This window comes from Salinimicrobium oceani, from assembly GCF_012037645.1.
The window spans coordinates 1-310 of record NZ_JAAVJR010001429.1; the positions used below are offsets into that span (position 1 = coordinate 1).

Genomic DNA, 310 nt, shown 5'->3' on the forward strand with positions numbered 1-310 from the left:
GATTATGTTCAGATTTCCGACATTCTCGAATCCACCAGAAATTCCCGTCTTCAGTTTTACGGATTCTACTCTCATCCCGGACAAACTTATGCTGCAACATCTCCGGAAGAAGTTAAAGAGATTTCTGCCGGAGTCCTTAATAAGCTGAAGGCCCTAAAAAGGCATTTTAAAGAAGAATTCCCGGAACTGAAGATCGGTTTGGGAGATACTCCCTCCTGTAGCCTTGCAGAAGATTTCGAAGGTGTGGACAGTATTCATCCTGGTAATTTTGTTTATTATGATCTTGTTCAACAGAACATTGGCGTAAATT

The 310-nt window shown here is 41.3% G+C and carries 1 protein-coding gene; it reads left to right on the forward strand.

What is annotated here, in order from left to right:
• Window positions 1-310: type III PLP-dependent enzyme domain-containing protein (locus tag HC175_RS22505; RefSeq protein ID WP_209310218.1), on the forward strand; the 310-nt coding region annotated here is incomplete at both ends.